The organism is Achromobacter sp. UBA5777, from assembly GCF_002418565.1.
Taxonomy (GTDB): Bacteria; Pseudomonadota; Gammaproteobacteria; order Burkholderiales; family Burkholderiaceae_B; genus Achromobacter; species Achromobacter animicus.
In genome coordinates, this window is record NZ_DIEJ01000082.1 from 10,890 (window position 1) to 36,141 (window position 25,252).

The window sequence follows — 25,252 nt, forward strand, 5'->3', positions numbered from 1 at the left end:
CGGCGAGGGCCGGGGCCGCCCCGAATCCCGCTCGTCGTTCGGCGGTCAACGCGGTGAAGGCCGTGGCAGCGAACGCGGTTTGTACAGCCAGGACCGCCGCGAAGGGCAGGGACGCCCGGATTCGCGTTCCTCGTTTGGCGGTCAGCGTGGCGAAGGGCGTGGTTCCTATGGTCAGGATCGCGGCGAAGGCCGAGGCAGCGAACGCGGTTCGTACAGCCAGGATCGCCGTGAAGGCCAGGGACGCCCGGACTCCCGCTCGTCGTTCGGCGGCCAGCGTGGCGAAGGCCGGGGCTCCTTTGGTCAGGATCGCGGCGAAGGCCGTGGCGGCGAACGCGGGTCGTACAGCCAGGATCGCCGTGGAGGTCAGGGGCGCCCGGACTCGCGCTCGTCGTTCGGCGGCCAGCGCGGCGAAGGTCGCGGCTCCTTCGGCCAGGATCGCGGCGAAAGCCGTGGCGGCGAACGCGGTTCTTACAGCCAGGACCGCCGTGAAGGTCAGGGACGCGCGGACTCGCGCTCGTCGTTCGGCGGCCAGCGCGGCGAGGGTCGCGGCTCCTTCGGCCAGGATCGTGGCGAAGGCCGTGGCGGTGATCGCGGTTCGTACGGCCAGGATCGTCGTGAAGGTCAGGGGCGCCCGGACTCGCGCTCCTCATTCGGCGGCCAGCGAGGCGAAGGTCGCGGCTCCTATGGACAAGATCGCGGCGGTGCCCGTGGCGGCGAACGCGGTTCGTATGGACAGGATCGCAGCGAAAGCCGTGGCGGTGAACGCAATTCGTACGGCCAGGACCGCCGTGATGAGCAGGGACGTTCGGATTCCCGCTCCTCCTTCGGCGGCCAGCGCGGCGAGTCGCGCGGCGGCGAGCGCGATCATGCCCCGCAAAAGCCCCAGTCCAATCGACCCCGCCTGTCGCACGCGGCCATCCGCATCGATCAGGTGCAGCGCGTGCTGGGCGAAATCCTGCAATGGACCTATCCGGCCGACGCCGCGCTCTCGCACTGGCTGCGCCATCACCCGAACCTGGGCGCACGCGACCGTTCCGAAGTCGCCGAGGCCGTCTATGACGTGCTACGCCACCTGCGCCGCTACCGCCAGTACGGCGAAAGCGGTGTCGGCCCCGCGTCGCGCCGTCTTGCCATCCTGGGCCTGAATGCGACCCTGGGCGCCGAGGTCCTGCAAGAAGGCATGGACGCGGCCGAAGCCGAATGGCTGCAGCGCGTGACGCGGATCGACGTCGCGACCTTGCCCCGCGCCGTGCGCGGCAGCATTCCCGATTGGCTGGACGAGCGCCTGAGCGCCATGGAAAGCCCGGAAACGCTGGTGGAAGCCCTGAACCGACAGGCCAGCCTGGACCTGCGCGTGAACCCGCTCAAGGCCGAGCGCGACGCCATGCTGGCGGAACTGCAACAAGGTGCGGGCCGTTATGAGCCCACGGCGATGCCGTTTTCGCCCTGGGGCATTCGCATGGAAGGCCGACCCGCCATCAACCGGTGGCCCCAATTCGAAAATGGCAGCATCGAGGTCCAGGACGAAGGCAGCCAGCTGCTGGCCCTGCTGGTCGCCCCGCGCCGTGGCGAAATGATCATCGATTTCTGCGCGGGCGCCGGCGGCAAGACGCTGCTGCTGGGTGCACTGATGCGGTCGACCGGCCGGCTGTACGCCTTCGACGTCTCGGCGGCTCGTCTGGCGCGCGCCAAGCCGCGGTTTGCGCGTAGCGGCCTCTCGAATGTGGTGCCGGTGGTGATCGACAACGAGAACGACGCCCGTGTGAAGCGCCTGGCCGGCAAGGCCCAACGCGTGCTGGTCGACGCGCCTTGCAGCGGCATCGGCACCCTGCGCCGCAATCCGGACCTGAAGTGGCGCCAGCACCCCGAGGCGCTGGCGGAGCTGGGCCAGCTCCAGGAACGCATCCTGAACAGCGCCGCGCGCTGTGTCGCGCCCGGCGGCCGCCTGGTCTATGCCACGTGCAGCCTGCTGGCCGAGGAAAACGAAGTCCAGGCCGACCGCTTCCTGGCCAGCCATCCGGACTTCGAACGCGTGGATGCGGCCGAAATTCTGGGCGCCCGATGCGAGTCCCTGAAACTGGAAGGCCCGTACGTGCAACTGCGTCCGGATCTGCACGGCACCGACGGCTTCTTCGCTGCTGTGTTCGAACGCAAGAAGAAGGGCGCCGGTACGGATGCCGCCGAGGCTGCTGAAGCCAACCTCGCCGACGAGGACGACCGGATCGACGCGGCCGATGGCGCTGAGGCCGAAGCCCAAGCGGGCGCCGACGCTCAGACCGTCACGGCCGATGAAACCGCCGTCGAGGAAGCCGAAGTGAAAGCTTCCGACGTCAAAGAAACGGAAACCGCGGTCAAGGACCCGGCGTAACGCCCACCGTCGCACTGTAGCGGCGGGTTCCGATGGTCTTGTTCTGGTATTTCACTTCCCAGGACAGGGTGTCGGAACCCGGCTGGTCGGCCTGGTAGACAACCTGGGCCACCGGCACCGATTTGTACGCGCAGCGCCCGGAATTATTGGACTGGCCACGGGTTTGCTGGATGCTGGCCTTGCCCAGCGTCGGCATCTGGGTGATCGACACGCGCGGCGCCCGCAGCGCCAGGCAGTCCGACCCGCGGATCTCATAGTAAGAAGCCAGGACGGCGACGTCCCCGGACTTCAGTGTTTGCGCTGAAGCCGGGGCGGACATCGCCACACCGAGAACGGCCAGGACGGTAAAAAAACGGTGACGCATTGCGGTGGGCGACATTCGTGGGAGAAAAGAGACAGTGATCGGGCGGAACGGGGAGCAGTGTGCCCCGGTATCGTGGCGCCTTCAAGACTGCGGGTTTGCCTGACTGGAACTTTAAACGCCAAACGGTGCCAAAACCCGGTGCGACTGCGATTTTCGGGCTGTCTCCCTCTGGGCAAAGCCGCCGCAGCAGCACAAGTAAAGTCCCTGCGCGCGCCCAAAGCGCTCGCAGGTCGGCTTTTTGGCTCAAAACCGCGTCTTAGTCCTTGATTTCTCTCAATAACTATTTTGAAACTAGATTGTCATCAGACGGCTAAGGTACGCTAAACTTTCAGCCACCTTCTCATGCGAGGCTCATAACAGCTTTATGGATTACATCCTCTCCTTCATTGCCGGCGGCCTGACCCAAGCGACTTGGTGGCAGATCGTCGTTTTCACTTTGGTCGTGACGCACATCACGATTGTTGCGGTCACGGTTTTTCTCCATCGCAGCCAAGCGCACCGCGGTCTGGATCTCCATCCGGCTGTCATGCACTTCTTCCGCTTCTGGCTCTGGATGACGACCGGTATGGTCACCAAGGAATGGGTGGCTATTCACCGTAAGCATCACGCCAAATGCGAAAAGGAAGGTGATCCGCACTCGCCCATGCTGTTCGGCATCTGGCGCGTTCTGTTCCGCGGCGCCGAGCTGTACCGCGAAGAATCGAACAACAAGGAAACCATGGCCAAGTTCGGCCACGGCACGCCTGATGACTGGCTCGAGCGCAACGTCTACAGCAAGCACAGCCTGTGGGGCGTGCTGACCATGCTCGCCATCGACGTCGCCCTGTTCGGCGCCGTCGGTGTCACGGTCTGGGCTGTCCAGATGGCCTGGATTCCCTTCTGGGCCGCCGGCGTCGTCAACGGCATCGGCCACTTCTGGGGCTACCGCAACTACAACAGCCCGGACACCAGCACCAACGTGTTCCCGTGGGGCATCGTGATCGGCGGCGAAGAGCTGCACAACAACCACCACGCCCACGGCACGTCGGCCAAGTTTTCGGCCAAGTGGTACGAGTTCGACATCGGCTGGTGCTACATCAACATCCTGAAGTTCTTTGGCCTGGCCAAGATCAAGAAGGTTGCGCCCAAGCTCAAGCTGGACGACTCCCGCACGGGCATTGACCTGCGCACGCTGCAAGGCGTGATCACGCACCGCTACGAAGTCATGGCCCGCTATGCGGACGTGATCAAGAGCGCCGCCCGCGAAGAACTCGCCAAGCTGAAGGCTTCGCGCCAGGAAGGCAACGCCGAATGCGGCTACACCAAGCTGCACAGCGTGCGTCGCGCCATCCATCGCAACGAAGATATCCTGCAGCCCGAGCAACTGGCTGCCGTGGACAAGGCCATCGCCCAGAACAAGTCGCTGTCGACGCTGGTGCAGATGCGCCGCGAACTCGGCCGCATCTGGGAAAGCTCCAGCGCCAGCAGCGAACAGCTTCTTCACGACCTGCAGGCCTGGTGCCAGCGCGCCCAGCAAAGCGGCATCGCTGGGCTTGAGCAGTTCGCTCAACATCTGCGCCGCTACGCGGCATGATGCTAGAGAAGCTAAACCCTGAACAACGCGCCGCAGTAACGTTAGAACCGCAGCACGCCCTGGTCTTGGCCGGGGCGGGCAGCGGGAAGACCCGGGTGCTCACCACCCGCATGGCCTGGCTGATTCAAACCGGCCAGGCTTCGCCTTTTGGGCTGCTGGCAGTCACGTTCACCAACAAGGCCGCCCGCGAGATGCTGGCGCGCATGTCGGCGATTCTGCCGATCGATACGCGCGGCCTCTGGATCGGCACGTTCCACGGCTTGTGCAACCGCATGCTGCGCGCGCATCATCGCGACGCCGGCCTGCCACAGAGCTTCCAGATCCTCGACGTCACGGACCAGCTTGCGGCCATCAAGCGCCTCATGAAGGCCAACGGCGTCGACGACGAGAAGTACCCGCCCCGCGATGTGCAGCGCTTCATCAACGGCGCCAAGGAAGAGGGCCTGCGTCCGCCGGACGTCGAAGCCTACGACGCCCATCGCCGCCGCCTGATCGAGATCTACCAGCTCTACGAAGCCCAGTGCCAGCGCGAAGGCGTGGTCGACTTCGCCGAGCTGCTGCTGCGCGCCTATGAGCTGTTGTCGCGCAACGCGCCCGTACGCGAACACTATCAACGCCGCTTCCGGCACATCCTGGTCGACGAGTTCCAGGACACCAACACGCTGCAGTACAAGTGGCTGCGCCTGTTGGCCGGCGGCGGCGCGGCCATTTTTGCCGTGGGCGACGACGACCAGTCCATCTACGCGTTCCGCGGCGCCAACGTCGGCAACATGGCCGACTTCGAGCGCGACTACGCGCATGGCACCGTCATCCGCCTGGAGCAGAACTACCGGTCCTACGGTCACATCCTGGATTCGGCCAACGCCCTCATCGGCCACAACTCGGGCCGCCTGGGCAAGAATCTCTGGACCGACCAGGGCGAAGGCGAGCCGGTGCGCGTCATCGAACAGCCGTCCGATGGCATGGAAGCGCAGTGGATCGTGGACGAAATCCGTTCGCTCATCCACGAAGGCAGCGACCGCCGCGAAATCGCCGTGCTGTATCGCAGCAACGCGCAGTCGCGTGTCATCGAACACGCCATCTTTTCTGCCGGCATTCCGTACAAGGTCTATGGCGGCCTGCGCTTCTTTGAACGCCAGGAAATCAAGCACGCGCTCGCCTACCTGCGCCTGATGGCCAATCCGCACGACGACACGTCGTGGATGCGGGTGGTCAACTTCCCGACGCGTGGCATCGGGGCGCGCACGCTCGAGCAACTGGCCGACGCCGCCCGGCAGCACGACACCAGCCTGTATGGCGCGGTGGCGCTGGTCGGCGGCAAGGGCGGCTCGAACCTGGCGCAGTTCGCGCAACTGATTCATCGCCTGATCGAAGAAACGCGCGAGCTGCCGCTGCCCGAAATGGTCGAGCACATGCTCGAAGCCAGTGGCTTGAACGCGCACTACAAGGCCGAACGTGAAGGCGCCGAGCGGCTGGAAAACCTGAACGAATTGATCACGGCCGCGGCCGTGTTCGCGTCCGAGGAAAACTACGACGGCATGCCCGCCGGCGTGGTGCCCGATCAAGACACGTCGTCGACGCTCATGCCGGGCGTGGTGGACGCGCCGCCGGTTGCGGGAGACAACCTGACGCCGCTGGCCGCGTTCCTGTCGCATGCCGCACTCGAGGCCGGCGACAACCAGGCCCAACAAGGCCAGGACGCCGTCCAGCTCATGACGGTGCATGCCGCCAAAGGCCTGGAGTTCGACGCCGTGTTCATCACCGGTCTGGAGGAAGGGCTGTTCCCGCACGAGAACAGCATCCTCGAGCCCGCCGGTCTGGAAGAAGAACGCCGCCTGATGTACGTGGCGATCACCCGCGCGCGTCAGCGCCTGTACATCAGCCTGGCGCAAAGCCGGATGCTGCATGGCCAGACGCGCTACGCGATGCGGTCTCGCTTCCTGGACGAAATTCCCGAGCAGCATCTGAAGTGGCTGACGCCCAAGGCTGGACTGGCGCCGATCAGCGCCACGGGCGCGGGCTGGGGTGGCGGCAACCGGGGCGATGCCTTCGGCCGCAAGCCAACCAACACCATTGCGCCGCGTCAACCCCGTGGCGTCGCAACCGGCGTCACGGTGGGCGACAAGCAGTATCGTGTGGGTCAGGGCGTCCGTCACGCGCGTTTCGGCGACGGCACCATCATCGGTCTGAGCGGCGCGGGTCAGGACGCACAGGCGGAAATCCACTTTCGCGACGTAGGCGCCAAAACGTTGGCGCTGGGCATCGCCAAGCTCGACATTGTTCAGGGTTGACTACATATGGCTACCAACGATTCCCCCAAAGCCGAGCTGGCGGCCCTGCGCGCCGAAGTCGACGAGATCGATCAGCAGATCATGTTGCTGCTTGGCGTGCGATTCCGTTGCACCGACATGATCGGCGAACTGAAGACCAACCACGGCATGGATCTGGTCGATCCCAAGCGCGAGGCCCAGCAGGTCGAGCGTATCCGCCGTTTGGCGCTGGAAGCCGGCGTGCCGCCGGATCTGGCTGAAACCATCCTGCGCGAAGTCATCGACACGGTAATCGACAACCATACCCGCCTGCGCGAACGTCCGTACTCGTAACCGCAGTCGCGCGCCCAGGGCTTGCGGGGCCAGCATGAGGTCACAAGCAAGCCCAAAGAAATCGGCCCCGGATTGGGGCCGATTTCGTTGGGATCAGGCTTCGCTCTGGTCTATCTCTTCCAGCGAGCCCTGCAGCTCAAGCCACTGCTCTTCCAGTTCCCCCATCCGCTTGCCGTGTTCGCCATGTTCCGCCATGACCTTCTGGCGTTCGGCGCGACGCGCGTCGGAATACAGGTCCGGGTCGGCGATCACCGCGTCCAGGGCAGCCAATTTGCCGCGCAGCTTTTCCATCTCGGTTTCGACCTTGGCCAGCTTGGACTCCAGCGGCTTGCGCAGGGCAGACAGGCGTTGCCGCTGTTCGGCCTCGGCGCGGCGTTGCGCCTTGCGATCCACGACAGGCTCGCCGCCGCTTTCAGCGTTTTCACGCGCCTCGGCCCGCTCGTCCGCGTTGCGGGCGGCCAGCCAGTCGCGGTAGTCCTCAAGGTCGCCGTCGAACTCGCGCACCGCACCGTCCGCCACGATCCAGAAGCTGTCCACCGTGGTGCGCAACAGATGCCGGTCGTGCGACACCAGCAGCATGCTGCCGCCGAAGTCCGCCAGGGCGGTGGCCAGGGCCTCGCGCGTCTCCACGTCCAAGTGGTTGCTGGGTTCGTCCAGCAGCAGCAGGTTGGGCTTTTGCCAGACGATGAGCGACAGCGCCAGCCGCGCCTTTTCGCCGCCCGACATGGGGCCGACCTTGCTGGTGACCGTATCCCCCGAAAACCCGAACCCGCCAAGGTAATTGCGCAGCTCCTGCTCGCGTGCCTCGGGCGCCAGGCGGGCCAGATGCGCGATCGGCGTGCTGTCCACGTCCAGCATGTCCAGCTGGTGCTGGTGGAAATACCCGATGGCAAGGCCCCGCGAGGCGCGGCGTTCGCCCGCTTGCACGGGGATCTCTTCGGCCAGGGTCTTGATCAGCGTGCTCTTGCCGGCCCCGTTGGCGCCCAACACGCCCACGCGGCTGCCGGCGCGCACCATCAGCGTCACGTCGCGCAGGATGGGCACCGCGTTGCCTTCGGCGTCCGTGTAGCCCGCCGACAGGTGTTCCAGCGTCATCAGCGGATCGGGCACCTGTTCGGGTGACGGAATGCGGATGTCGATGCCCGCTTCGGCCTGCAGCGGCGCCAGCACCTGCATGCGAGCCAGCGCCTTCACGCGGCTCTGCGCCTGCTTGGCCTTGGAGGCCTTAGCCTTGAAGCGGTCGATGAAGCCTTGCAGCCGGGCCGTCTCGCGCGTCTGGCGCTCATAGGCAATGTTGGACTGGCGCAGGCGCTCAGCGCGCTGCGTCAGGAAGTCGCCATAACCGCCGCGGTAGCGCGTCAGCTTGGCATGGTCGAAATGCAGGATGGACCGCGCGACGGCATCCAGGAATTCGGTGTCATGGGAGATCAGCATGACGGTGCCTTCGTAGGCACCCAGCCACTTCTCCAGCCACAGCATGGCGTCCAGGTCCAAATGGTTGGTGGGCTCGTCCAGCAGCAGCAATTCGGACGGGGCCATCAGCGCGCGGGCCAGCGCCAGGCGCATGCGCCAGCCGCCGGAAAAGCTCTCGACGGGCTGCGTCCATTCGGCAGGTTTGAAGCCCAGGCCGGCCAGCAGTTGCTCGGCGCGCGAGGCGGCGCTCCAGGCGCCGGCTTCCACCAGCGCGGCTTCCACTTCCGCGATCTGCGTGCCCTGGTCGTCGGACAGCGTCGCGCGCTGCGCCTGCAACGCGCGCAGGTGCGTGTCACCGTCGATGACGAACTCGCGGGCAGGGCGGTCGTCGGCGTGAAGTTCCTGCTCCACGCTGGCGATGCGCCAGCCGGCAGGCAGCGACAAGGTGCCGGCGTCAAGATCCAGCGCGCCCGTCAGCAGCGCAAACAGCGAAGACTTGCCCGCGCCGTTCTTGCCCACGATACCGATCCGTTCACCCGGGTTTACGACGAATTCGGCGCCGTCCAGCAGCACTTTCGTGCCGCGGCGCAGGGTCAATCCAGAGGCGCGTATCACAGGCTCAGTTGCTCGCGGGTAAGCAGCAGGAGCTGGTCCGAGGCTTCCTCGGTGTCCAGCCAGACGGGCGAAAGCTGCGGGAAGGCGGCCTCGAAGAAATCGCGCTCATGGCCGATTTCCAGCACCAGCACGCCGTTTTCCGACAGGTAGCGTGGCGCGGCGTCCAGGATGCGGCGCACGAGGTCCATGCCGTCGTCGCCGCCGGCCAGCGCCAGTTGCGGTTCGTGCAGATACTCCTGGGGCAGGGCGCGCATCGAACCGCTGTTCACGTAGGGCGGATTGCAGACGATTACGTCGTATTCGCGCGCGGGCAGGTTGTCGAAGAGATTGCTGGCGTGCAGGTCCAGGCGATCGGAAAGCCCGTAGTCGTCGACATTGCGGCGGGCGACTTCCAGCGCGTCGGCGGAAACATCCACGGCGTCCACGTGCGCGTAGGGAAAGGCCAGCGCCGACAGGATCGCCAGGCAGCCCGAGCCGGTGCACATGTCCAGCACGTTCTCGACCGCCAGCGCATCCTGCACCCACGGCGACAGCCCCTGGTCCAGCAGCTCGGCGATCGGCGAGCGCGGCACGATGACCCGCTTGTCGACGTAGAACCGATGACCGCGAAGCCACGCTTCGTTGGTCAGATAGGCGGCGGGCACGCGTTCGGTCACGCGGCGGTCCAGCAGGTCAAGCACGCGCTCGCGCTCTTCGCGCACCACCCGGGCATCCAGGAACGGATCCAGTGTGTCCAGCGGCAGGTGCAGCGCGTGCAAGGTCAGGTAGACCGCCTCGTCCCAGGCATTGTCGCTGCCGTGGCCCAGCGACACCTGGGCGCCATTCAGGCGCGACACGCCATAGCGGATCAGGTCGCGCACGGTCTGCAGTTCTTCGCGGGAGGTTGCGTTCGTATCAGGCATTCAATTCACCGCCCCAGGGGGAAAACGGAAAAACGCCCCCGGGAGGGGGGCTAAAAAAATCGCGCGGCGGGACTTGCATCCCGCCGGCGCGTGCATCATGCGGGCAACAGCAGGTTTTCCAGCGTGCGCCGATAGATGTTCTTGAGCGGTTCCAGCGAGGCGACTTCGATCCGCTCGTTCACCTTGTGGATCGTGGCGTTGCCGGGACCGAACTCGATGACCTGCGGGCAGATCTTGGCGATGAAGCGGCCATCCGACGTGCCGCCCGTGGTCGACAGCTCGGCGGTCACGCCGGTTTCGGCGTGGATCGCCTTGACCAGCGCATCCGTCAACGATCCGCGCGGGGTCAGGAACGGCTCACCGCCCAGTTCCCACTCCAGGTCATATTCCAGGCCATGCTTGTCCAGCACGGCATGAACCCGCTGCTTCAGGCTTTCCGGCGTGCTGGCGGTCGAGAAGCGGAAGTTGAACAACGCCACCGCCTCGCCCGGCACCACGTTCGTGGCGCCTGTACCGGAGTTCAGGTTCGACACCTGGAACGTCGTGGGAGGGAAGTATTCGTTCCCCTGGTCCCATTCGATGTTCACGATGTCGGCCAGCGCCGGCGCAAGCTGGTGCACGGGGTTGCGCGCCAAGTGCGGGTAGGCCACGTGGCCCTGGATGCCCTTGACCGTGAGCTTGCCCGACAACGAGCCGCGACGGCCATTCTTGCAGGTGTCGCCCAGCACGTCGCCCGACGTGGGCTCGCCGACGATGCAGTAGTCCAGCTGTTCGCCGCGCGCCTTGAGCGCGTCGCAGACGATGGCCGTGCCATCGATGGACGGGCCTTCCTCGTCGGACGTGATCAGGAGCGCGATCGAACCGCCATGGTCCGGATGGGCCGCCACGAACTCCTCGGCCGCCACCACGAAGGCGGCGATCGAGCTTTTCATGTCGGCCGCGCCGCGGCCATACAGCCAGCCGTCGCGTTCGGTGGGAACGAAGGGATCGCTGTTCCACTTTTCGCGGGGGCCCGGGGGCACCACGTCGGTGTGGCCGGCAAAGACCGTCAGCGGGGCGGCGCTGCCGCGCCGGGCCCACAGATTGGTCACGCCGCCCTGCGCGATGGTCTCGCAGGTAAAGCCGATGCGTTCGAGCCGGGCGGCAAGCGCCGCCTGGCAGTCTTCGTCCGCGGGCGTCACGGAGGGACGGGCGATCAGGTCCTTGACCAGATCCAGTACGGCCGAATTGCTCATCAAGCCCTCAGCAGATCGTTGATGCTGGTCTTGGCGCGGGTCTGCGCATCGACACGCTTGACGATCACGGCGCAGGCCAGGCTGTGCGAACCGTCAGCCGACGGCAGCGAACCGGGCACCACGACCGAGCCGGACGGCACACGGCCGTACGTGATCTTGCCGGTGGCGCGGTCATAGATCTTGGTGCTTTGCGACAGGAACACGCCCATGGCCAGCACCGAGTTCTCTTCGACCACGACGCCTTCCACGACTTCGGAGCGCGCGCCGATGAAGCAGTTGTCTTCGATGATGGTGGGGTTGGCCTGCAGGGGCTCGAGCACGCCGCCGATGCCAACGCCGCCCGACAGGTGGACGTTCTTGCCGATCTGGGCGCACGAACCGACGGTGGCCCACGTGTCGACCATGGTGCCTTCGTCAACGTAGGCGCCGATGTTCACGTACGAGGGCATCAGCACCACGTTGCGACCAATAAACGAGCCGCGGCGGGCGACGGCCGGCGGCACGACGCGGTAGCCGCCTTGCTTGAACGCGTTGTCGCCGAATTCCGAAAACTTGAGCGGCACCTTGTCGTAGAACTGCAGGGGCGCCTGGCCCATGATGGCGTTCTCGTTCAGACGGAACGACAGCAGCACGGCCTTTTTGATCCACTGGTGCACGACCCAGTCGTCATTGATCTTCTCGGCCACGCGCAGGCGGCCCAGATCCAGCCCGTCGATGGTGTGCTCAACGGCTTCGCGCACTTCGGCGCTGGCGTCGACGGGAGACAGGTTGGTCCGGTTTTCCCAGGCTTGTTCAATGGTGGTCTGCAGGTCGAGAGTCATATCGGCTCAGCTTTTAAAGGTTGGTCAAACAGAGGTATGTACAAAATGGGCGATGCGCTCGGCCGCCTGCACGCAGTCAGCCAAAGGCGCCACCAGGGCGATGCGGATGCGTCCCTGGCCCGGATTGAAGCCATGGGCCTCGCGTGCCAGGAAACTGCCCGGCAGCACGGTAACACCGGTGCGGCCATAGAGGTCACGCACGAACGCCGTATCCGAACCGGGCGTTGCCGCCCACAGATAAAACGAAGCTTGCGGCCGTGACACATCCAGCACCTTCTGCAGGATGGGCACGACCGCATCGAATTTCTCGCGGTACTGGCGCCGATTTTCCTTCACGTGGGTCTCGTCCGTCCATGCGGCAATACTGGCCGCGGACACGATCGGGCTCATCGCACTGCCATGATACGTGCGATACAACAGAAAACGGCCGATCAGCGCGGCGTCGCCGGCCACGAACCCGGAGCGCAGGCCCGGCACGTTGGAGCGCTTGGACAGGCTGGAAAACGCCACCAGATTGCGGTAGTCGTCCCGGCCCAGGCGGCGCGCCGCCTGCAACCCGCCCAGCGGGGGATCGCCTTCGTCCAGGTAGATCTCGGAGTAACACTCGTCCGACGCAATCACGAAGCCATGGCGGTCGGACAATTCGAACAGGGTTTCCCATTCATCCAGCGACATCACGTTGCCCGCGGGATTGCCCGGCGAACACACGAACACCAGGCGCGTCTTCTTCCAGATGTCGTCCGGCACCTGGTTCCAGTCGCTGCCGAAATTGCGCACCGGATCGGCGTTGACGAAGTAGGGCGTTGCGCCCGCCAGCAGCGTGGCGCCTTCGTAGATCTGATAGAACGGATTGGGGCAGATCACCACCGAACCCGCCGACGGATCGATCACGGTCTGGGTGAATGCAAACAGCGCCTCGCGCGATCCCAGCGCCGGCAGCACCTGAGTGTCGGCATCAGGCGCCGGAATGCTGTAGCGGCGCGCCAGCCATTCGGAAATCGCCCGGCGCAATGCCGGATCGCCCTTCGTGGAGGGGTAGACCGACAGCCCGCCCATGCTGTCGCGGATGGCTTGCGCGACGCGCTCCGGCGCGGCGTGTTTGGGCTCGCCGATCGACAGGTTGATGGGCGCAATACCGTCCGGTTGCGAGCTGGCGGAGGCTAGCAAAGCCCGCAATTTTTCGAACGGGTAGGGGTGTAGGGCATCGAGGCGCGGATTCATGACGCAAGATTTTAACAAGCAAGCTACAATAGCGGGCTTGGCCTATTGCGAAGGTGGCGAAATTGGTAGACGCACCAGGTTTAGGTCCTGACGCCGTAACAGGTGTAGGGGTTCGAGTCCCCTCCTTCGCACCACCAAATTCCCCACGATTTCAATGATTTAGGTTTCGAACCTATCATTTCCAAAATCATTGGGTCGGTCAGGCCAAGCCCGCTTCAGTTCGTGGAGAGTGTCCGGTTACCCACCGGTTTCCCTGAGCTTTTCAGCCCGATCCGTCCAGACCCACTCTGGAACCCCGGGCGGCAGCCGCACCCATCGGCGCCAATAAGCCGTGGCCCCATCCGCACAGTCCGTCAGCAGCGATTCATGCGCCGCGTTGACCACCGATCAATCGACGTGCGGCAGTGACGGCGCGTTCGAACAGATTTCCCACGGATCACGCCTGCTCGCTTGAACATTTGTCTTGCTGCAAGCCATTCCCCGTCCGACCCGTTTGCATAGAGCACGCCATGCTATCGACACTGATATACCGCAGCCGTGCTGTCACGCCGATGAACGCGCAGGACTTGAACGACCTGCTGACGCCCGCCCGAGCCCGCAACGCCGCCCTGCAGGTGACCGGCATATTGCTCTTTGACGGCGTTCATTTCGTTCAGTTGCTGGAGGGCCCCGACGAAGCGGTCAACCTGATATTCGATGCCATCCGGCGCGACGATGCCCACAAGAACGTCGTGCTGCTCATGCAGGATCACGGTCCCACCCGCCGGTTTGGGGGGGATGCGATGGCGCTGCTTGACCTGCGAGCGCTCGATTCCCAACAGGTTTCCGCGCGCATTCTGGCCAAGATGAAAAAGCCGGCGAGGTGGCCGGGCGGTGACGACCGGGTGGTGAAGATTCTTGGCTGGTATGCCGATGCGCATGGCACCGACCATATCGTCGAGGGCGACGACGCGGCCAACTGGCGGTTTGCGGCCAGCGGTGTTCGGTTGGCGCATGAAGATCCCGCAGCGCCTGCGCGGGCATATTCCTTTGCGCTGCAACCCATCGTCGATCCCCGGCGACGCGAGATCACCTCCTTTGAATTCCTGATCCGCGGTCAATCGGGCGGATCGCCGGAACAATTGTTTGCCAGCCTGGATCCCGCGGACCGTTATCGCGTGGATCTGGAATCCAAGGCCTCGGCATTCGAGCTGGCGCGGCGGCTGGGCCTGACCGATGTAAAGCTGTCGGTCAATCTGTTGCCCATGTCACTGATTGAGGATCCGGCCGCGGTCGACCGCCTGGTGGATCAGATTGCGGCGTGCGCGCTGTTGCCACAGCATGTGATCGTCGAAATCACCGAACAGGAAGCGATCGAGCGGCCGCGCGCCTTCAGGGATGCGATCGAACGGCTGCGCCGCGCCGGCATCGGCGTTGCGATCGATGATTTCGGGGCTGGCTATGCGGGCCTGTCGCTGCTGGCCGAGTTTCAGCCGGACAAGCTCAAGATCGACCGCCAGCTCATTCAGAACATTCATCAGGACGGACCGCGCCAGGCAATCGTCTGCGGCATTGCCCGCACGTGCAGCGCAATGGGCATCACGCCTGTCGCCGAAGGCGTGGAGCGGATCGAGGAATGGTGCTGGTTGCAGGCTGCCGGAATCGAGCGGTTCCAGGGCTATCTGTTTGCCAAACCGGCGCTCAATGCCGTCCCTGAAGTGCAGTGGCCTGAACGCGTCCGACTGGACTGATTCGTCTCAGGCAGCGCGCATTACCGCCTGGCCGCTTTGGGCAACCACGCCGTGAACCAGGCCGCTGCGCCAAGCGCCGCCAGGATGACCACCGTGCCCACGGTGGTGGTGAAAGCCGGCACGTACATCATCGCCAGATCCGCCAGCACGATGACGACGAACGCGCCGGCCCACGCCCACGCGATCCGTTCCGCGGTGCGCCGGAACGCCGGACGGGCGGCCACCTCGGGCGACACCCGTTCCATCGCGTACTGAAGCGTGAAGGGACGGCCGGCAAAGATCGAACCCAGCACGATGGCCAGCAGCCCCGCGTCCACCAGCAGCCGAACGCTCAACAGCGACGGACTGAACGCCGGGAAGCGCGTCGCGAAGGCAAGCGCCCCGAACAGGATCAGCGATCCGACCTCGAGTGTCTTGGGCGAAACGTGAAGAATGAACCGGTCCCGGATGACCAGCAGGGCGGAAACGGCCGTGGCGGCCACGAGCGCGGCGTGGGTGCCGACCCGGTGCTCCAACAGCGCAAAGGTGATGAAGGGAACGAAGGCGAGCAGCAGTTTCACGGTGATCCTCCGGCGAAGGCGTGCCGCTGAAATTAGCATCCGCTGTTTGTTTCCGCCAACGAAATCGCGCCCGCCAACCCAGCCAGCGAATGCGGTCCCATCCGCCATCCGAACGATCCCAAGCGGCGTGCGCCCCGGCTATGTTGTCGAGCAGCGTCACGCCTGACGCGCCGGCATACAAGAATCGTCAAGATTGTCGATTCTTGAATATTGCCTCGCGCGCTTGCCGATACCTTAGGGTTTTCGTTACTGAGGGATGGACATGTATTCACTACCCAAGCGTTGCGGCGCAGAGTTCTTCGGCACCTTCTGGCTGGTGCTGGGCGGTTGCGGCGCGGCGGTGCTGGCCGCCGGTTTTCCCCAATTGGGCATCGGATTCGCGGGCGTTGCGCTGGCGTTCGGCCTGACCGTCCTGACGATGGTCTTTGCTGTGGGCCACATATCTGGCGGGCACTTCAATCCCGCTGTCACAGTCGGCCTGGTGGCCGGCGGACGCTTCCCCGCCCGAGAAATCCTGCCGTACGTCATCGTTCAGGTTCTGGGCGCCATTGCCGCTGCGGCGGTCCTGGCCTGCATCGCAAACGGCAAGCTGGGTTTCGACCTGAGGGCCAGCCACTTCGCCGCCAATGGCTACGGCGCCTATTCACCGGGCAAGTACACGCTGCTGGCCGCGATGGTGACCGAAGTGGTGCTCACCGCCGGCTTTATCTTCGTGATTCTCGGCGCCACCAGCAGGCGGGTGCCGGCCGGCTTTGCGGCCATTCCCATTGGCTTTGCGCTGACCCTCATTCACCTCATCAGCATCCCGGTCACCAATACGTCGGTGAACCCCGCACGCTCGACCGGACCGGCGCTGTTCGTGGGTGGCTGGGCGTTGGAACAGTTGTGGCTGTTCTGGCTGGCGCCTATAGTGGGCGCGGTCATCGGCGCGGCGGCCTACCGGCTGGTCAGTGACCCGGCAATCGAACGCGCCTGACAGGACGGAGCCGCGGCGCGGCGGATCACTCCCGAGCCGCCGCGGGCTGAAAATGGGGCCGGTCAGATGATGGCGCGATGAAGCAGGTTGTACATTACGCACTATCACCTGCTTCATCTTTACAGGATCGCCCATCATGACCGCCCCAGAAGTCGTTATCTCCCCCTCGATCGCCTGCGCGAACGACCGGCCCTTCGTGCTGTTCGGCGGCATCAATGTGCTGGAATCCAAGGATCTGGCGCTGCGCGCGTGCGAGGAGTACCAACGCGTCACCCGCAAACTGGGCATTCCCTACGTATTCAAGGCGTCGTTCGACAAGGCCAATCGCTCGTCCATCCATTCGTACCGCGGCCCTGGCCTCGAAGAAGGCATGAAGATCTTCGAAGCCGTGAAAAAGGAATTCGGTGTGCCGGTCATTACCGACGTCCACGAACCGTGGCAGGCGGCGCCGGTAGCCGAAGTTGCCGATATCCTGCAACTGCCGGCCTTTCTGGCGCGCCAGACGGATCTGGTCGTCGCGATGGCCAAGACGCAGCGCGTGGTCAATATCAAGAAGCCGCAGTTCCTCAGTCCCGCGCAGATGCTGAACATCGTCGAGAAGTTCACCGAGGCCGGCAACGACAAGCTGATTCTGTGTGATCGCGGCACCAGTTTTGGCTACGACAATCTGGTCGTCGATATGCTGGGTTTCGGCGTCATGAAAAAAGTGTCCGGCAACCGCCCGCTGATCTTCGACGTGACCCACGCGCTGCAGCAGCGCTCGTCGCTGGACGCGGCATCCGGCGGTCGTCGTGAACAGGTCGCAGACCTGGCGCGCGCCGGCATGGCGGTCGGGCTGGCGGGCCTTTTCCTGGAAGCCCACCCCGATCCCAAAAACGCCAAATGCGATGGCCCCAGCGCGTTGCCGCTGGACAAGCTCGAGCCCTTCCTGACGCAACTCAAGCAGCTCGACGACCTGGTGAAGTCCTTTGCGCCGATCGACATCGAACCCTGACGCGTGCGCGGTCATCACACGGCCGCCAAGCTGTTATACGATCCAGGCCAAACATTAGGGAGGCCTGGATGTCTTTGTATGTGATCGTCGCCGTGCGCAAAGAGGCCGGAAGTGGCCATATCGCCTACGTGCGCTGGGGGCAGGCCGTGCGCGGCGTTCCCGGCTGGATCTCGGAGCCCACGACGGCCGCAGCCGCCGAAGTCATTGAACTCATCAAGGATGGCGCCGAGGTCGAGACCGCGATCAGTGTCGACGGCCTTACCGTCGCATCGCGCGCGGTGCGTGTGCTGGTGGACGCCGGCGGGCGCGAACACCTCGCGTCGGTGCCGGTGCCCAGTTCCACCTTGCACACGCTGTTCGACCTGCCGGAGTTCTAACCAGTGCGGCTGCCCTAGCGGCGGCCCTCGGCAAAGTTGACGAGCGCGTCGCCGGCCATCCGATAACGCACCCACTCATCCTGGGGCAGTGCGCCGATGGATTGATAGAAATCGATGGCGGGTTGATTCCAGTCCAGCACACTCCACTCGAGTCGTCCGCAGCCGTTCGTCACGGCCTCGCGTGCCAGATGACGCAGCAGGTCGCGCCCCGCGCCGATTCCACGGTGCTCGGGCGTGACGTACAGGTCCTCGAGATAGATGCCGTTTTTTCCGAGCCAGGTGGAGTAGCTGTAGAAATAGACGGCGTAGCCAATGGCCTTGCCGTCCAGCAGGCAGATCAACGCCCGGGCGGGAGCGCCTTCGGCAAACAAGGTGCGTTCGACGTCGTCGGCGCTGGCGATCACCTCATGCGCGGCGCGTTCATAGACGGCCAGTTCGGTAATGAAGGCATGGATCTGGGCCGCGTCCGACGGTGCGGCAGGACGAATTTCGATATTCACGGATCTTTCCTGTTTGTTGGGATGGCTATCCTACTCGCTATTGGCGCAGCGGGCAGGCCGGAACGTGGGGAATACCCTTGTTGCGCGGCGGACCGCCCGGCGCGACGCTTTATCGGGATTGAACCAGAGTCCAGACGCGTGCTCACGAAGGATGCCTTCAATGCCCGAGACTGCTCCTGCTGTCGCACACAAGCCGCCGCCCGCCGGCCGCAGACGGCGGTTTTCCTGGATCTGGCTGGTGCCGATTGTTGCGGCGCTGGGCGGCCTGCTGCTCGTGCTGAAGGTCTGGATGGACGCAGGGCCCGAGGCCACGATCAGCTTCCAGACGGCGGAAGGGCTGGAGGCCGGCAAGACACAGGTGCGCTACAAGGAAGTCAACGTCGGCACCGTCCAGCGCGTGGCGCTCAACGAGGACCGGACCGGCGTGATTGCGACGGTCCAGCTCAACAAGGACGCGGCTGGGCTCCTGCAGGAGGGCACCGTGTTCTGGGTGGTGCGGCCGCGCCTGACGCTCAGTGGCGTTTCAGGTCTGAACACGTTGCTGTCCGGCGCCTACATCGGCCTGGATCCCGCCGGCCGCAATGGCGGCAGCGATCCGCGCAAGGCGACGAAGTTCGCTTTCGTCGGCCTGGAAGTCCCGCCCGAGGTGACGCAGGACAGGCCGGGCAAGCGCTTCACCCTCAAGGGCCACGACCTTGGTTCGCTGGACATCGGATCGCCCGTCTATTTCCGGCGCATCGCGGTAGGGCAGGTGGTTAGCTATCGCCTGGATGCCACCGGCCAGGGCGTCGATATCCAGGTGTTCGTCGATGCGCCCAACGACGCCTTCGTCAACGAAGGCACGCGTTTCTGGAACGCCAGCGGGGTGGACTTCTCGGTGGATTCGGGCGGGCTGCAAGTGCGATCTCAGTCGTTGGTGTCGGTGATCGTGGGCGGCGTCGCCTTCGACTCGGTCGAGACCCGTTTACACACCGCAGCCAAACCGGACGCCGCGTTCGTCATCTACCCCTCCGAGACCGCGGCACGCGCGCAGCCGGACGGCACGCCGCTGCGCATCCGCATGCGGTTCGACCAATCAGTGCGCGGACTGTCCGTGGGCGCGCCCATCGACGCGTTTGGCGCGTCGGTCGGCCAAGTGGACGCCATCGGACTGGAACTCGATCGCAGCACGCAACAGTTCTATGCGCTGGTGGATGCCACCCTCTATCCGGAGCGGCTGGGCGCCAAAACGTTTGAAGAAATCAAGGAGTTTTCCGGTTCTACGGACACGCATCCCAGCGGCAAGCTGATGGCGGCCCTGGTCGACCAGGGAATGCGGGCGCAGTTGCGCATCGGCAACCTGTTGACAGGCCAGTTGTATGTCGCCATGGCAGTATTCCCGGACGCCGAGCCGGTGACGTTCAAGATGGAAGAAGCGCCTTTCATTCCCACGGTGCCGAACAATTTGGACCAGCTGCAACTGCAGATCAACAGCATCCTGACCAAGCTCGACAGGATTCCCTTTGAAGGCCTGGGCGCCGAACTCAATAACCTGCTGCAGGGCACGTCCAAGCTGATGAGGCGGCTGGACACACAGCTTGCGCCCGAGGCGACCGCGACGTTGCGCCAGGCAAGCCGGTCGCTCGCCGCCGTCGGCGGGCTGCTCAGTCCCGATGCCGGCCTGCCCGTCAATACGAGCGCACTGCTGCAAGAACTGGCGCGCACGGCGAGGTCGCTACGGGAGTTGGCAGACTACCTGCAGGCTCACCCGGGGTCCCTGCTGCGAGGGCGCGCGCCTGATCCGGTGACCGGCCGGTCGACGGCTCGTTGATCTGGTACGCAGCCTTGCACCGGGAACGCCACTTGCTGTATGACGCCGGGGCGCCGCTTGGTTGCGGACCGAGCGGCGCCCCGTCAGAGCGGAGACTCAGCATGGACCATAGTGAAATGATGGCGCGCATGATTACGTTGCCGGTGTCGCCGGGCAGATTCGACGGGTGGGACGGCGTGCTTTCAACCCTTGCGGACTGCCTTATGCAGGTGCAGGGAAAGCTCACGGAAGCCGATGTGAAACGCTTTCTGGACGTGGGCGCGCTGGTGTATCGGACCTGCTGTCAGGACGAGGCGCGGCAGCGCTGGACGGCCGAGGAGCTGGCTGCCTATCACCGCAAGGCGCCTGCAGACGCCTGAGGTGCGCGGATCAAAAAAGGCACTGCCTCAACGCAAAGGTCCTGCCAAACGCGCGGACCTCGTCGCCGTCCACCGATGCCGCCACATCCCAGTGGTCGCCTCGGGTGACAAGAATGGACTGGCTTGAAAAGGCGTGACGAAGCGCAAATTGCCAGAATGCGCCTTCCGAGCCCTCGGGCGCCAAATCATGCGGTCCGATCTGCAGTCGAGACGGCCGAGGGGTTGCGCCCATCGACCACTTCAGCGCGATCAACAAGAACGCGAAACGCGCGGAGGCAGAAGCAGGCTGAATACACAGGACTCGAATCTTCTCGCTCATGGCCATCACCCTGGCTGAACAGATGAGCCAGCGTAGCAAACGCCGTGCCGCGCCTCCATACCGCGTTTGGTCGATTCAGCGTTGCGCCCATGTCCTGACGCATGACCGGTTGATAGAATGGCCGGCCGCCTAGCGCCGTTTTGCCCAGGAGATCCGCATGTCCCGAATCGTCGTCAATCCCGATACGGTATTCAATTCCGTGCAATACGGATTCAGCCAGGCGGTTATCGTGAGCGGGCAGCGCCGTATGCTGCTGTCCGGCCAGGTCGGCGTGGACGTCAACGAGAAGACGGTCGGTCCGGGGCTTCAGGTGCAAACCGAGGCCGCGCTGGACAACGTCGAGCGCGTGCTGGCGGCGGCCGGCGGCAGCCTGTCGCAGGTCATCATGCTGCGCATCTACATCTGCGATTCAGTGAGCACCGAACAGGAAGTCGTGGCGCAGGCGCTGCGGGACCGCTTCAAGGTCGATCCGCCGCCGTCTTCCTGGGTCATCGTCAGCGGGCTGTCGCTGCCGGAATGGTTGATCGAGATTGAAGCGGAAGCGATGCTCGACTGAGCAGCGGGTTGCGGCGTTCCATCTGGGCGCCTGCTAGGCTGACGCCTCGCGCCATGGCGGCTGGGCAAAAGCTGCGCGCAGGGACGCCAGAAATCCCGCCGTGCGCGCGGACAACTCCTGCCTAGTCTTCACCAACGCCACGACATTCGCGTCAGGCAGATTCCAGCCCGCCAGCAAGGGCACGAGTTCACCCGTCCGCAGGTGCGCGGTCACGTCCCATTCCGACCGCGCAATGATGCCGTGTCCGGCCCGCGCCCATTCCAACGCCGTCGCGCCGGCATTGCACGACATGACAGGCGCGATGCGCACGGCGACCCCCGCGCCGCGGGCACGGCTAAACCGCCACAGCGTCACGTCTTCGTCGTTTTCGCGCAAGGCGATGCAGTCGTGGTTGCGCAGGTCCTCCGGCGTGGTCGGCGAGCCGCGGCGCGCCAGGTAGGCGGGCGATGCGCACAGGATGCGCCGGTTGGGAGCCAGCGGGTAGGCGACCAGCGTGGAGTCGCGCAACTCTCCGATATGAACCATTACGTCCCAGTCATCCGACGCCAGGCGGGGAGGGCCGTCCGACAATGTCAGGCTGGCCGTGACGTCTTCGCTGCGCGACCGGAAATCCGCGACCAATCCGGCGATGTAACGTTGGCCGAACCCCAGCGGTGCAACCACCCGTAGGTGTCCCGCCACGACGCCGCGGCGTCCCGCCAATTCGTCGGCCAGCAACGTCAGGTCATTGCAGATCTGCGCGGCCCGCATCGCCAATAGACGGCCTTCTTCGGTCAACGCGATGCCACGGGCCGACCGGTTGACCAGTCGTACGCCCAGCCGCTTTTCCAACGCGTTCAGGCGCTGCGTGATCGCAGGTGGCGTGACGTCCAGCGCGCGCGCTGCTTGCGCAAGCGAGCCCGCCGTGGAAAGGCTCAGGAAAAAGCGCAGGTCGTCAGTGGCAATCATTCAGTTAAAGCTTAATGGGATATTAAGTTTCCATTAAACAAGGGAAGCGCCGTCCGCGCCATACTGCGTGCTGATTCCCGCAGGCCCGTCGTGCCTGCCGCTCACTCGCAAAGAGATTGCCATGACCCTGGAAACCGTCGCATCCACGCTGGATGCCCTGGAAACGCCCTGCCTGCTGCTCGACGAAACGCGCATGACGCGCAATATCGCGCGTCTGAACGCCCTGATGGCTGGCCACGGCGTCCAGTTGCGTCCCCATCTGAAAACGCCTAAGTCCATCGAGGTCGCCCGCCGGCTGATGGCGACGCCGCAAGGGCCAGCCGCCGTCTCGACCTTGCAAGAGGCCGAACAGTTCGCCGCTGCTGGCGTCACGGATCTGCTGTATGCGGTGGGCGTGTCGCCGTCGAAGCTCGACCGCGTGGTGGCCTTGCGACAGCGCGGCGTCGACCTGACCGTTGTCGTCGACAGCATCGAGGCCGCGCGCGCGGTGTCGGCGCGTGCCAAAGCTGCCGGCGATCCCATCCCGGCGCTCATCGAGATCGATTGCGACGGCCACCGTGCCGGCGTGCAGCCCAAGGACACGGACCAACTGCTGGCAATCGCGCGCGTGTTGCACGAAGGCGGGGCGTGCCTGCGCGGCGTCATGACGCACGCGGGCGAATCCTATGGCTGCCGCAGCGTCGAGGCGATTGCTGACATGGCCGAACAGGAACGCTGGGCCGCCGTGAGCTGCGCAGAGGCGATCCGCGGCGCGGGCCTCCCGTGCCCGGTCGTCAGCGTCGGTTCCACGCCCACCGCGCACTTTGCACGCAATCTGGACGGTGTGACGGAAGTCCGCGCCGGCGTGTACGTTTTCTTCGACTTGGTCATGGCCGGATTGGGCGTGTGCAGCGTGGACGACATCGCTGCGACGGTGCTGACCACCGTCATCGGCCATCAGCCCGAGAAGGGCTGGATTCTGGTTGATGCGGGATGGATGGCCATGTCGCGGGACCGTGGCACCGCCAAGCAGCCGGTGGACCAGTTGTACGGGCTGGTGTGCGATGTGGACGGCAAGGTCTATCCGGACGTGCTGCTGGCCGAAACCAACCAGGAGCAGGGGATTATCAAGGTGCGCCCTGGCAGCAACGCGGTCCTGCCGGACCTGCCCATCGGCGCCAAACTGCGCATTGTCCCGAATCACGCCTGCGCGACGTGCGCGCAGCACGACGCCTACGAGGTCGTGCGCCCCGGCGAGCCGGGCGTGGTGGCACGCTGGGAACGCTTCCGTGGCTGGTGAGCCGCGCATCAAAAAGGATTTCGGCATGGACTTCATTCAAACGCCCGACGCCACGCTGCCGGCCGGGCATTATTCCCAGGCGGTTCGCGCCAACGGCTTCGTCTTCGTATCGGGGCAGCTGGGCTTTTTGTCCCCGGCCGGACCCGGCGTGCGCCCTGTGCTGGCGGCGGACGCGGCCGGCCAGACAAGGGAAGCGCTGCGCAGCGTGCGGGCCATTCTTGAAGCCGCAGGCTCGTCGTTATCGTCCGTGGTCAACGTCACCGTTTACATCCCGGACGTCAGTCTGTGGGATGAGGTCAATGCGGTGTACGAAGCGTGCTTTGGCAGCCACCGCCCCGCCCGCGCCATTGTGCCCACGCGCGACCTCCATTACGGCGCGCTGGTGGAAATCAGTGTGGTGGCGGTGGGCTGACCGAGTACTGCGGGGCAAGGACGGACGCGAGAGGCCGCCAAACAGGTCACGCCTATAATGCGAGCGCCTCAATGCCCTTGGCGGAGACCGTCCACATGCATTACGAGTATCTGTTCTGGTCCATGGCTGCCATGGTGGCCGCCGCACTTGCCGGCGGCGCCTTGTGCGGCCGCCTGCAGTCCGTCAAGCAACTGGTGATCGGCCTGCTGGGGTTGGCGGCGGCAATCTTCGCGGTGGTGCTGCTGCTGGCGCGCCAGGGCGGGTTCGATGAACTGGCGGCGATGCTATCCATCGCCGCCTTCATGTTCAGTCTGGTGATCGGCGCCGCGGCGGCGTTGCTGACGCGGCGTATCCGGCTACACCGTCAGCAACAGCAGATGCCTCAATCATTGCGCCAATGACGCGCTGATCGGCCGGCGGGGCCTTTCATTCTTCCGCGTCGAAGTCCTCATCCTCTTCGTCGTCCTCATCCTGCTCGAGGGCGTCGTAACCCTTCCAGGTAATACGCCAGCGCGTCGCACCGGCGTTCGCCGAAGTCTCGCTGACCTGCTTGACCAGGCCAGCGTCTTCCAGCAGGTCCAGGTGATGCGCGATGACCTGCAGGCCTTGCTCTTCGGGATGCGGCGCCAGCGCGGCGTTCTTGATGTCGTGCGTGCTGAGGTTGGGGCCGGGGGCGTCGCGCAGGGCGCCCAGAATCGTGACGACCAAGTCGAAATCGCGTTGCATGTTGTCCACCATGTAGGGGTAAAAGAACACGCCGACGATAGCAGACTTCGGCTGCAGCAATAGGACTGCGCGCGCGCCTGCGTTACAGTCCGGGGTTCTTGCTAAACCACATTCGAAAACACCATGAAAAAACCCGCAGAACGGGATTGCCTGGCGGTCGTCCCCGGCTACACGGGCCAGTCCGCCAAGCTGTTCCTCTCGCGCGGCGAGGATGAGCGCATCGACGGCGTGACCGTCTACGACCTGCTCGGCCACGTCAAGCAGCAGGGCGACGCCGAGGCCGCCGCCGCCTGGGTGGGCGAATGGCTCGCCAAAGAGGCCGACAACCGCAAGGCCCGCCGCACTCAGCTCCAGGCCCAGCTTTTCCTGTGCAAGCTGGCAGGCGACGAGAAGTCCGCCTTCCTGGCCGCGCAAAAGCCGCTGGCGCGCGTGTTGGCCGAAGCCGGGGTGCGCTGCCGTAGCGTGGCAGCCACGTCCGGCGCCGCCCGCCAGTCGCTGGGCCCCCCCCTGTCCAAGAAACGTTAGCCTAAGGCTGTTATAGTCGCGCCTGGGCGTGCGTGAGCACCTGCATGGTGCAGCGCCCTGGCGGGC

At 65.0% G+C, this 25,252-nt stretch carries 27 protein-coding genes and 1 tRNA gene; 16 read left to right on the forward strand and 12 right to left on the reverse strand.

All coding sequences use genetic code 11. From position 1 onward, the window contains the following. The first annotated feature begins 940 nt into the window (after window positions 1–940). Window positions 941–2,368 (forward strand): RsmB/NOP family class I SAM-dependent RNA methyltransferase, encoded by a 1,428-nt coding sequence (locus B3446_RS28540; protein ID WP_409558268.1) that lies wholly within the window; start codon window positions 941–943, stop codon window positions 2,366–2,368. Here the strand turns inward: B3446_RS28540 and B3446_RS05695 are convergent. Together B3446_RS05695 and B3446_RS28545 are read right to left on the reverse strand one after the other, a co-directional pair. Then, complete coding sequence (locus B3446_RS05695; protein ID WP_291378245.1) at window positions 2,352–2,732, reverse strand: hypothetical protein; 381 nt, start codon at window positions 2,730–2,732, stop codon at window positions 2,352–2,354. The genes B3446_RS28540 and B3446_RS05695 overlap by 17 nt on opposite strands. 340 nt (window positions 2,733–3,072) lie before the next feature. Further along, the gene (locus B3446_RS28545; RefSeq protein ID WP_370633070.1) at window positions 3,073–3,249 is read right to left on the reverse strand and encodes a hypothetical protein; all 177 of its coding nucleotides are present in this window, start codon (window positions 3,247–3,249) and stop codon (window positions 3,073–3,075) included. Between B3446_RS28545 and B3446_RS05700 the strand changes: the two genes are divergently transcribed. The 3 genes from B3446_RS05700 to B3446_RS05710 are packed head-to-tail and all read left to right on the forward strand — an operon-like array spanning window position 3,169 to window position 6,908. Beyond that, on the forward strand, window positions 3,169–4,305 hold the full coding sequence (locus B3446_RS05700) for a DesA family fatty acid desaturase (RefSeq protein ID WP_409515312.1): 1,137 nt from the start codon (window positions 3,169–3,171) through the stop codon (window positions 4,303–4,305). The two genes, B3446_RS28545 and B3446_RS05700, sit on opposite strands and share 81 nt — an antisense overlap. Next, the gene (locus tag B3446_RS05705; RefSeq protein WP_291378248.1) at window positions 4,302–6,596 is read left to right on the forward strand and encodes a UvrD-helicase domain-containing protein; all 2,295 of its coding nucleotides are present in this window, start codon (window positions 4,302–4,304) and stop codon (window positions 6,594–6,596) included. The genes B3446_RS05700 and B3446_RS05705 overlap by 4 nt, the downstream gene beginning before the upstream one ends. 6 nt (window positions 6,597–6,602) lie before the next feature. After that, the gene (locus tag B3446_RS05710) at window positions 6,603–6,908 is read left to right on the forward strand and encodes a chorismate mutase (protein ID WP_175123434.1); all 306 of its coding nucleotides are present in this window, start codon (window positions 6,603–6,605) and stop codon (window positions 6,906–6,908) included. 93 nt (window positions 6,909–7,001) lie between these two features. Here the strand turns inward: B3446_RS05710 and B3446_RS05715 are convergent, their stop codons facing one another. From B3446_RS05715 to dapC, 5 genes are all read right to left on the reverse strand, one after another. Next, entirely contained in the window at window positions 7,002–8,936 is a 1,935-nt protein-coding gene (locus tag B3446_RS05715; RefSeq protein ID WP_291378251.1) for an ABC-F family ATP-binding cassette domain-containing protein, read from the reverse strand. Beyond that, window positions 8,933–9,838: a 50S ribosomal protein L3 N(5)-glutamine methyltransferase gene (gene prmB, locus B3446_RS05720; protein ID WP_175123432.1), complete on the reverse strand. Its 906-nt coding sequence runs from the start codon at window positions 9,836–9,838 to the stop codon at window positions 8,933–8,935. Before prmB ends, B3446_RS05715 begins: the two co-directional genes overlap by 4 nt. A gap of 95 nt (window positions 9,839–9,933) precedes the next feature. Next, a complete protein-coding gene (gene dapE, locus B3446_RS05725; RefSeq protein WP_175123431.1) occupies window positions 9,934–11,073 on the reverse strand; it encodes a succinyl-diaminopimelate desuccinylase in 1,140 nt (379 codons plus the stop codon). Continuing rightward, window positions 11,073–11,894, reverse strand: coding sequence for a 2,3,4,5-tetrahydropyridine-2,6-dicarboxylate N-succinyltransferase (dapD, locus tag B3446_RS05730; RefSeq protein ID WP_175123430.1), 822 nt, complete (start codon window positions 11,892–11,894; stop codon window positions 11,073–11,075). Before dapD ends, dapE begins: the two co-directional genes overlap by 1 nt. A 24-nt stretch (window positions 11,895–11,918) precedes the next feature. Continuing rightward, the gene (gene dapC, locus B3446_RS05735; protein ID WP_291378254.1) at window positions 11,919–13,115 is read right to left on the reverse strand and encodes a succinyldiaminopimelate transaminase; all 1,197 of its coding nucleotides are present in this window, start codon (window positions 13,113–13,115) and stop codon (window positions 11,919–11,921) included. A 47-nt stretch (window positions 13,116–13,162) separates the two neighbouring features. Between dapC and B3446_RS05740 the strand changes: the two genes are divergently transcribed. Beyond that, window positions 13,163–13,249 (forward strand) — tRNA-Leu (locus tag B3446_RS05740). A 270-nt stretch (window positions 13,250–13,519) separates the two neighbouring features. Continuing rightward, on the forward strand, window positions 13,520–14,845 hold the full coding sequence (locus B3446_RS05745; RefSeq protein ID WP_291378256.1) for a diguanylate phosphodiesterase: 1,326 nt from the start codon (window positions 13,520–13,522) through the stop codon (window positions 14,843–14,845). A 20-nt stretch (window positions 14,846–14,865) separates the two neighbouring features. Here B3446_RS05745 and B3446_RS05750 read toward each other — a convergent pair whose 3' ends face one another. After that, window positions 14,866–15,405 carry a hypothetical protein gene (locus B3446_RS05750; protein ID WP_191575580.1) on the reverse strand — a complete coding sequence of 180 codons (540 nt, stop codon included), beginning with the start codon at window positions 15,403–15,405 and terminating at the stop codon, window positions 14,866–14,868. A 262-nt stretch (window positions 15,406–15,667) separates the two neighbouring features. Between B3446_RS05750 and aqpZ the strand changes: the two genes are divergently transcribed. From aqpZ to B3446_RS05765, 3 genes are all read left to right on the forward strand, one after another. Further along, window positions 15,668–16,381 (forward strand): aquaporin Z, encoded by a 714-nt coding sequence (gene aqpZ, locus B3446_RS05755; RefSeq protein ID WP_291378259.1) that lies wholly within the window; start codon window positions 15,668–15,670, stop codon window positions 16,379–16,381. A 136-nt stretch (window positions 16,382–16,517) separates the two neighbouring features. Further along, entirely contained in the window at window positions 16,518–17,375 is an 858-nt protein-coding gene (gene kdsA, locus B3446_RS05760; RefSeq protein ID WP_175138361.1) for a 3-deoxy-8-phosphooctulonate synthase, read from the forward strand. Between the two features lie 68 nt (window positions 17,376–17,443). Then, window positions 17,444–17,752 carry a DUF3892 domain-containing protein gene (locus B3446_RS05765; RefSeq protein WP_291378261.1) on the forward strand — a complete coding sequence of 103 codons (309 nt, stop codon included), beginning with the start codon at window positions 17,444–17,446 and terminating at the stop codon, window positions 17,750–17,752. Between the two features lie 14 nt (window positions 17,753–17,766). Here the strand turns inward: B3446_RS05765 and B3446_RS05770 are convergent, their stop codons facing one another. Beyond that, entirely contained in the window at window positions 17,767–18,252 is a 486-nt protein-coding gene (locus B3446_RS05770) for a GNAT family N-acetyltransferase (RefSeq protein ID WP_291378263.1), read from the reverse strand. A gap of 160 nt (window positions 18,253–18,412) precedes the next feature. Here B3446_RS05770 and B3446_RS05775 point away from each other — a divergent pair, with 160 nt between their 5' ends. Both B3446_RS05775 and B3446_RS05780 read left to right on the forward strand, forming a co-directional pair. Further along, entirely contained in the window at window positions 18,413–20,062 is a 1,650-nt protein-coding gene (locus tag B3446_RS05775; RefSeq protein ID WP_291378265.1) for an intermembrane transport protein PqiB, read from the forward strand. Window positions 20,063–20,163: 101 nt separating this feature from the next. After that, the gene (locus B3446_RS05780; RefSeq protein ID WP_175123422.1) at window positions 20,164–20,421 is read left to right on the forward strand and encodes a hypothetical protein; all 258 of its coding nucleotides are present in this window, start codon (window positions 20,164–20,166) and stop codon (window positions 20,419–20,421) included. A gap of 10 nt (window positions 20,422–20,431) precedes the next feature. Here B3446_RS05780 and B3446_RS05785 read toward each other — a convergent pair whose 3' ends face one another. After that, on the reverse strand, window positions 20,432–20,740 hold the full coding sequence (locus tag B3446_RS05785; RefSeq protein ID WP_175123421.1) for a hypothetical protein: 309 nt from the start codon (window positions 20,738–20,740) through the stop codon (window positions 20,432–20,434). A gap of 157 nt (window positions 20,741–20,897) precedes the next feature. Between B3446_RS05785 and B3446_RS05790 the strand changes: the two genes are divergently transcribed. Further along, window positions 20,898–21,296 (forward strand): RidA family protein, encoded by a 399-nt coding sequence (locus tag B3446_RS05790; protein WP_291378267.1) that lies wholly within the window; start codon window positions 20,898–20,900, stop codon window positions 21,294–21,296. Window positions 21,297–21,329: 33 nt separating this feature from the next. On the opposite strand, the gene B3446_RS05795 is transcribed toward B3446_RS05790, so the two are convergent. Then, on the reverse strand, window positions 21,330–22,244 hold the full coding sequence (locus B3446_RS05795; protein ID WP_291378269.1) for a LysR family transcriptional regulator: 915 nt from the start codon (window positions 22,242–22,244) through the stop codon (window positions 21,330–21,332). Between the two features lie 121 nt (window positions 22,245–22,365). Here B3446_RS05795 and B3446_RS05800 point away from each other — a divergent pair, with 121 nt between their 5' ends. The 3 genes from B3446_RS05800 to B3446_RS05810 all read left to right on the forward strand — a co-directional run bounded on the left by B3446_RS05800 (window position 22,366) and on the right by B3446_RS05810 (window position 24,336). Beyond that, the gene (locus tag B3446_RS05800) at window positions 22,366–23,523 is read left to right on the forward strand and encodes a DSD1 family PLP-dependent enzyme (RefSeq protein WP_291378271.1); all 1,158 of its coding nucleotides are present in this window, start codon (window positions 22,366–22,368) and stop codon (window positions 23,521–23,523) included. Window positions 23,524–23,548: 25 nt separating this feature from the next. Beyond that, window positions 23,549–23,935 (forward strand): RidA family protein, encoded by a 387-nt coding sequence (locus B3446_RS05805; protein WP_291378273.1) that lies wholly within the window; start codon window positions 23,549–23,551, stop codon window positions 23,933–23,935. Between the two features lie 95 nt (window positions 23,936–24,030). Beyond that, window positions 24,031–24,336 carry a hypothetical protein gene (locus B3446_RS05810; RefSeq protein WP_191575570.1) on the forward strand — a complete coding sequence of 102 codons (306 nt, stop codon included), beginning with the start codon at window positions 24,031–24,033 and terminating at the stop codon, window positions 24,334–24,336. Window positions 24,337–24,361: 25 nt separating this feature from the next. On the opposite strand, the gene B3446_RS05815 is transcribed toward B3446_RS05810, so the two are convergent. Then, window positions 24,362–24,661 (reverse strand): DUF2513 domain-containing protein, encoded by a 300-nt coding sequence (locus tag B3446_RS05815; RefSeq protein ID WP_191575872.1) that lies wholly within the window; start codon window positions 24,659–24,661, stop codon window positions 24,362–24,364. Between the two features lie 123 nt (window positions 24,662–24,784). Here B3446_RS05815 and B3446_RS05820 point away from each other — a divergent pair, with 123 nt between their 5' ends. Then, entirely contained in the window at window positions 24,785–25,186 is a 402-nt protein-coding gene (locus B3446_RS05820) for a hypothetical protein (RefSeq protein WP_291378275.1), read from the forward strand. Window positions 25,187–25,252 lie beyond the last annotated feature (66 nt).